This is a genomic window from Nocardiopsis trehalosi NBRC 14201 (genome assembly GCF_001552555.1).
In the GTDB taxonomy this organism is placed as follows: domain Bacteria; phylum Actinomycetota; class Actinomycetes; order Streptosporangiales; family Streptosporangiaceae; genus Nocardiopsis_B; species Nocardiopsis_B trehalosi.
In genome coordinates this window covers 47760-54171 of the sequence record NZ_BCRK01000020.1, presented here as the reverse complement: position 1 = coordinate 54171, position 6412 = coordinate 47760, and the positions used below count along the sequence as shown (strand labels likewise).

Below are 6412 nucleotides of genomic sequence, written 5' to 3'. Positions count from 1 at the left end.
GCGGGGGCGGACCGCTCCGCCCCCGCCGCCGCGCGCACGGGGAGTCCGGGGGCTCAGGCGCCGCCGGGGTACGACCGCTTCGCCGGGCCCACGTAGAGCTGGCGCGGGCGCGCGATGCGCGCGGCCGGGTCGAGGCGCTGCTCCCGCCAGTGCGCGATCCAGCCGGGCAGCCGGCCGATCGCGAACAGCACGGTGAACATGTTGGTCGGGAAGCCCATCGCCCGGTAGATCACGCCGCTGTAGAAGTCGACGTTGGGGTAGAGCTTCCGGTCGGTGAAGTAGGAGTCCTCCAGCGCCTTGCCCTCCAGGCGCAGGGCCAGCTCGAACAGCTCGTCCGGGTTCTCCTGGCGGTCCAGGATCTGCGCGGCGAGGCCCTTGATCTCCTTGCTGCGCGGGTCGAAGTTCTTGTAGACCCGGTGCCCGAAGCCCATGAGCCGGGTCTTGCTCTCCTTGTCCTTGACCTTGGCCAGGAAGGAGTCCACGTCGCCGCCGAGGCCGCGGATCTCCTCCAGCATCTCCAGGACCGCCTGGTTGGCGCCGCCGTGCAGCGGGCCGAACAGGGCGTTGATCCCGGCCGACACGCTGCCGTAGAGGTCGGCCTGCGACGACCCCACCACGCGGACGGTGGCGGTCGAGCAGTTCTGCTCGTGGTCGGCGTGCAGGATGAGCAGCAGGTCGAGGGCCTTGACGAACAGCGAGTCCAGCTCCGCCTCGCCGCTCAGCTCGCCGAAGGTCATGCGGAGGAAGTTCTCGACGTAGTCGAGCGACTCGTCCGGGGCCACCGGCGCCTCGCCGATGGAGTTCCGGTAGATGTGCGCCGCGATCGTGGGCAGCTTGGCCAGCAGCAGGATGGTGGCGCGGTCGACCTGGTCGGCGTCGTGCGGGTCGACCGTGTCGGAGTAGTACGCCGCCAGGGTGTTGACCGCGCTCGACAGCAGGGTCATGGGGTGGCCGTTGCGCGGGAGCGCGTCCAGCATGGCGCGCATCTCGTCGGGCAGCGCGGCGTTGGCGCGGAGCTGCTCGGAGAACTCCTTGAGCTCGCCCGGCGCGGGCAGCTCGCCGTGGATGACGAGGTAGGCGACCTCCAGGAACGAGCTCTGCGCGGCGAGCTGCTGGATCGGGTATCCGCGGTAGCGGAGGATGCCGGCCTCGCCGTCGATGTAGGTGATCTCCGACTGACACGCGGCGGTGTTGGCGAAGCCGGGATCGAGTGTGGTCATACCGGTGGCGGACAGCAGGGTCTTGGTCTCGAAGGCGGTGTCGCCCTCGGTTCCGCTCCGCAACGGCAGGGAGTGGGTCCCACCCTCGTGTCGCAGCTCTACCGTGCGCTCTTTGCCGTCGTCGCTCATGCCCGAGCCAACCTTTCCAGGCGAGGGTGCGGGGAATCAGGGAAGCGCCCGGGATCTCCCGGGCCGATGCCTCTGTTCAGTTTCCATTAAACTCCAGTGAAGCAAAATCATACAATTCTCACTCATTCGCGAACAGGTGACGTGCGCCACACGGCGAAGAGCGTATTTTATTTGCCCACAGCTGAAGAATTGCACTTTTTTCATGTGCAGGAACGTGTGACTGTTCACAAAACGGACACACGGGCCGGTCGGGGCACGTCCCCGCCGCTCCCAGCTACGTGCCCCGTTCGCCACCCGCGAACACCCCGCTAACGCGCCCGTAACACGAACGGGGCCGGACGGTTACCCGTCCGGCCCCTCAGGCCCCTCCGCGCGCCCCCGGCTAGTCGCCGTCGACCACGCCGCCCGCCAGCAGCGGCTCCAGCAGCAGACCGGGGTGGTCGCGCTCGATCACGCGCAGCCGCCACTTGTTGTGCACCAGCATCAGCAGCGCACCGTCGGAGCGCCGGGTGAGCACCTCGCCGCCCGACAGCCCGTGCAGCACCGGCGCCGACGCCGCGTCGGTGCGCCGCGCCACCGAGTAGTCCAGGTGCGCCAGCTCGATCGGCGCGCGGAACTCGTGCTCCATGCGGTGGCGGACCACGTCGAACTGCAGCGGCCCCACTGCGGCCAGCACCGGCGCCTGCTCCCCGCGCACGTCGGACGTGAGCACCTGCACCACGCCCTCGCTGTCGAGCTGGGAGATCCCGCGCTGGAACTGCTTGTACCGTCCGGCGTCGACCGCCCGCGCCACCGCGAAGTGCTCGGGCGCGAAGCTCGGGATGGGCGGGAACTCCACCTTCGGGCCGTCGTAGAGGGTGTCGCCCACGCTGAGCGCCTGGGCGTTGATGAGCGCGATCACGTCACCGGGGTAGGCGGTGTCGATGGTGCTGCGCTCGCTGCCGAACACGGCCTGGGTGTACTTGGTGGCGAACGGCCGCCCGGTGGCGGCGTGGGTGAGCACCATGCCCCGGTCGAACCGGCCGGAGCTGACCCGGACGAACGCCATCCGGTCGCGGTGCGCCTTGTCCATGTTGGCCTGCATCTTGAACACCTGGCCGGAGAACGGCGCCGTGATGGGCCGCGGCTCCCCCTTGGCGTCGGGCTGCGGCGCGGGCGCCGGGGCCAGGCGCACCAGCACCTCCAGCAGCTGGGAGATGCCGAAGTTGGGCAGCGCCGCGCCGAACAGCACCGGCGAGGACTCCCCCGCCCGGAACGACGCCTCGTCGAAGTCGGCGCCGAGCGCCTCCAGCAGCTCGATCTCCTCGCTCGCCTGCGTCCACGCCGCCTCCTCGACCCCGGCGGCCGCCTCGGGGTCGAGCACCTCCTCGACGGCCTTGGTGGCGCCGCCGGGCGTGCGGTGGAACTTGGTGTAGGTGCCGGCGTGGCGGTCGACGAGCCCCCGGAAGTCGCCGGCGATCCCCACCGGCCAGTTCAGGGGGGTGGGGCGCAGCCCGATGCGCTGCTCGATCTCGTCCAGCAGCTCCAGCGGCTCGCGGCCGGGCCGGTCCCACTTGTTGACGAACGTGATCACCGGCATGCGCCGGGCGCGGCACACGTCGAACAGCTTGAGGGTCTGCGGCTCCAGGCCCTTCGCCGAGTCGAGCAGCATGATGGCGCAGTCCACCGCCGACAGCACCCGGTAGGTGTCCTCGGAGAAGTCTGCGTGGCCGGGGGTGTCGAGCAGGTTGAGCACGCAGTCGGCGTAGTCGATGCGCAGCGCCGCCGAGGTGATGGAGATACCGCGCGCCTGCTCCATCTCCATCCAGTCGGAGGTGACCCCGCGCCGGTCGCCCTTGCCGTGGACCGCGCCGGCCGAGGTGATCGCGGCCGCGTGCAGCGCGAGCGCCTCGGTCAGCGTCGACTTGCCGGCGTCGGGGTGGGAGATGACGGCGAAGGTCCGCCGCCGTCCGGCCTCGGCGGCGACCTCCGGGGTCTTCTGGGTCGCGTTGTCCGCTGTCACACTCACCGGTGCTCCGTCTCCTCGCTCGCGTGTGCGCCGTGGGCCCGCGCGGCCGCCGGCACGCCGCCGAACCCGTCGGCGGTGGCGGCCTTCGCGCGCGCCGCCGACCGGTCGGTCCGGCGGTGGACGGCCGGGCCGCCGGGGGCGGCCCTCGGGTCGCGCGTCCCCTCCCGGCCGGACTCCCGGGGCCTCATGCGCGTGATCGGGGACGGCTCGCCCGCCCCGGTGGAGGGGCGGCACCCGCCGGGCGGGCGCCCCGGCGGCGCGGCCGGCCCCGTCGGGCCGCGGCCGCGGACGGCGCGCGGCGACGGGCCGGTGTGCCCGGCGACCTCGCCGTTCCGCGGGTACGCGGCTGGTCGCGACATCCTCGGCCCCCCTCCCGGCGAATCTACCGCAACGGGCGGGTCGGCCGGGCCGGGCCGCGGGTCAGGCGACCGCGACAGCGGCGACCTCGCCGCCGGCGATCTCGACCAGCCGGCCGGGGGCGATGGGGAACACGGCGTGCGGGGTGCCCGCGGCGGCCCAGACGGTGGCGAACCCGAGGAGGTCGGCGTCGACGACGGTCCGCAGCGGGGTGGCGTGGCCGAACGGCGGCACGCCGCCGATGCTGAACCCGGTGATCCGCCGGACGGCAGCGGCGTCGGCCCGGGTGATCTCGGCGTCGCACAGCTTGGCGAGGAGGGCGGTGTCGACCCGGTTGCCGCCGGAGGCGACCACCAGCACGGGCGTATCGCCGGCCAGGAACACCAGGCTCTTGGCGATCTCCGGCACCGTCGTGCCCAGCGCGGCGGCGGCCTCGGCGGCGGTGCGCGCGCTGTCGGGCAGTTCGCGCACCCGGCCGGGCTCGCCGTGCGCGTCGAGCAGTTCCTGGAAGCGCTGGGCCTTGGCGTGCACGGTCGGGCCTCCTACGGCTGCGGCCGCACGGGCGGCGGCGGGACGGGTGTCCCCCGTTCTACCAGTCCCCGTCCTCCGGCGTCCCCTCGTTCCCGGCGGCCGGCCCGGCCGCGTCGGGTCCGGCGGTCTCCAGGGCGGCGCGGACGCGGCGGAGCACGTCGTCGCCGCCCAGCCCCGAGGGGTAGACGGCGACCAGCACCGACGCGGGGCCGGCGCCGCCGCCCGCCTCGCGCAGCACCCCGCCGAGCGACGCGGTGACGTACTCCATCGCGCGGTCGAACCGCGCCCACGGCACCGGCCGGTCGGGCGCGTGCAGCCAGGACCGCAGCACGTGGTTGTGCGCCGCGATCACCGACGCCGCCACGGCCTCCCCCGCCAGGACCCGGTCGCCCTCGGTCTCGCCGCGGGCCAGGTAGCGGCTGAACGCCGCCTGGTAGCGGGCGGTCATGGCGATCTCCCGGTCCCGCAGCCGGGGCACGGCGCGCACGAGCCGGTAGCGGGGCACGGTGATCTCCGGCGCCGACACATACCCCTGGAAGACCATCCGGGCGGCGGCGCGCACGGTGGCGACCGGGTCGTCGCCGGGGGCGGCCGCCAGGTAGCGCTCGACGGTGGCGAACAGCCCGTCGTGCTCGGCGAAGAGGATGTCCTCCTTGGAGCCGAAGTTGCGGAACAGGCTGCGCCGGCTCACCCCGGCCGCCGCGGCGACGGCGTCCATGGTGGTCGCCTCGTACCCCTCCTCGGTGAACAGCCGGACGGCGGCGGCGACCACGTCGCCCCGCCCCGGCCGACCGCCGCGCGCCCGGTCGTCCCCGACCGCGCCGTCCCCGCCACCGCTGCGCACCGCGCACCCCCCGTCGTTCGCCGTCGATCCTCCGCCGGACGGTGCGAAACCCGCCCGGACCATCTACTGTGACACTAGATGCCATTCTCCGGCACGTAGTGCCATTCGGGAGACCGCCGCCGAAGGAAGGCCCCATGAGCGACTTCGACCTGTTCACCACGAGCGACGACCACGAGGAGCTGCGCGCCGCCGTCCGCGCGGTCGCCGACGACAAGATCGCCCCGCACGCCGCCGCCGTCGACGCCGACAGCGCCTTCCCGCAGGACGCCTACGACGCGCTCCGGGCCACCGACTTCCACGCCGCGCACATCGCCGAGGAGTACGACGGCGTGGGCGCCGACGCGCTCGCCACCTGCATCATCATCGAGGAGGTGGCGCGCGCCTGCGCGTCGTCGTCGCTCATCCCGGCGGTGAACAAGCTCGGCACCATGCCGCTGATCCTCGGTGCCTCCGACGACGTCAAGCGGCGCTACCTGCCGCCGGTCGCCCGCGGCGAGGCGATGTTCTCCTACGGCCTGTCCGAGCGCGAGGCCGGGTCGGACACCGCGAGCATGCGCACCCAGGCCGTGGCCGACGGCGACGACTGGGTCCTCAACGGCCAGAAGTCGTGGATCACCAACGCCGGGGTCAGCTCGTACTACACGGTCATGGCGGTCACCGACCCCGACGGCAAGCGGGGCGGCAACATCAGCGCGTTCGTCGTGCACGCCGACGACGAGGGGTTCACCCTGGGCGAGCCCGAGCGCAAGCTCGGCATCAAGGGCTCGCCCACCCGCGAGCTGTTCTTCGACAACGTGCGCATCCCCGGCGACCGCATCGTCGGGGCGCCCGGCGAGGGGCTGAAGATCGCGCTGCGCACGCTCGACCACACCCGGGTCACCATCGGCGCGCAGGCGGTGGGCATCGCCCAGGGCGCGCTCGACCACGCCGTTGCCTACGTCAAGGAGCGCAAGCAGTTCGGCAAGGCCGTCGCGGAGTTCCAGGGCGTCCAGTTCATGCTGGCCGACATGGCGATGAAGCTGGAGACCGCCCGGCAGATGGTCTACGTCGCCGCCGCCAAGTCCGAGCGCAACGACCCGGACCTGGCGTTCTTCGGCGCCGCGGCCAAGTGCTACGCCTCGGACGCGGCCATGGAGATCACCACCGACGCCGTGCAGCTCCTGGGCGGGGCCGGCTACGTGAAGGACTTCCCGCTGGAGCGCATGATGCGCGACGCCAAGATCACCCAGATCTACGAGGGCACCAACCAGATCCAGCGCCTGGTGATGGCCCGCCAGCTGCTGAAGAAGTAGGCCGGCGCCGTCGGCGCCCCTCGCGCGCAGC

Annotated in this window: 5 protein-coding genes; 1 reads left to right on the top strand and 4 read right to left on the bottom strand. The window is 72.8% G+C overall.

All coding sequences use genetic code 11. The features are described from left to right. Positions 1-53 precede the first annotated feature (53 nt). The 4 genes from NT8_RS06170 to NT8_RS06150 all read right to left on the bottom strand — a co-directional run bounded on the left by NT8_RS06170 (position 54) and on the right by NT8_RS06150 (position 5089). On the bottom strand, positions 54-1349 hold the full coding sequence (locus tag NT8_RS06170) for a citrate synthase (RefSeq protein WP_067965173.1): 1296 nt from the start codon (positions 1347-1349) through the stop codon (positions 54-56). A gap of 382 nt (positions 1350-1731) precedes the next feature. Continuing rightward, entirely contained in the window at positions 1732-3357 is a 1626-nt protein-coding gene (locus NT8_RS06165) for a peptide chain release factor 3 (protein WP_067965171.1), read from the bottom strand. 420 nt (positions 3358-3777) lie between these two features. Then, positions 3778-4245, bottom strand: coding sequence for a YbaK/EbsC family protein (locus NT8_RS06155; protein ID WP_067965167.1), 468 nt, complete (start codon positions 4243-4245; stop codon positions 3778-3780). 58 nt (positions 4246-4303) lie between these two features. Continuing rightward, the gene (locus NT8_RS06150; RefSeq protein WP_067965165.1) at positions 4304-5089 is read right to left on the bottom strand and encodes a TetR/AcrR family transcriptional regulator; all 786 of its coding nucleotides are present in this window, start codon (positions 5087-5089) and stop codon (positions 4304-4306) included. Positions 5090-5223: 134 nt separating this feature from the next. On the opposite strand from NT8_RS06150, the gene NT8_RS06145 reads away from it, so the two are divergent. Next, complete coding sequence (locus NT8_RS06145; RefSeq protein ID WP_067965162.1) at positions 5224-6381, top strand: acyl-CoA dehydrogenase family protein; 1158 nt, start codon at positions 5224-5226, stop codon at positions 6379-6381. Positions 6382-6412: the final 31 nt, after the last annotated feature.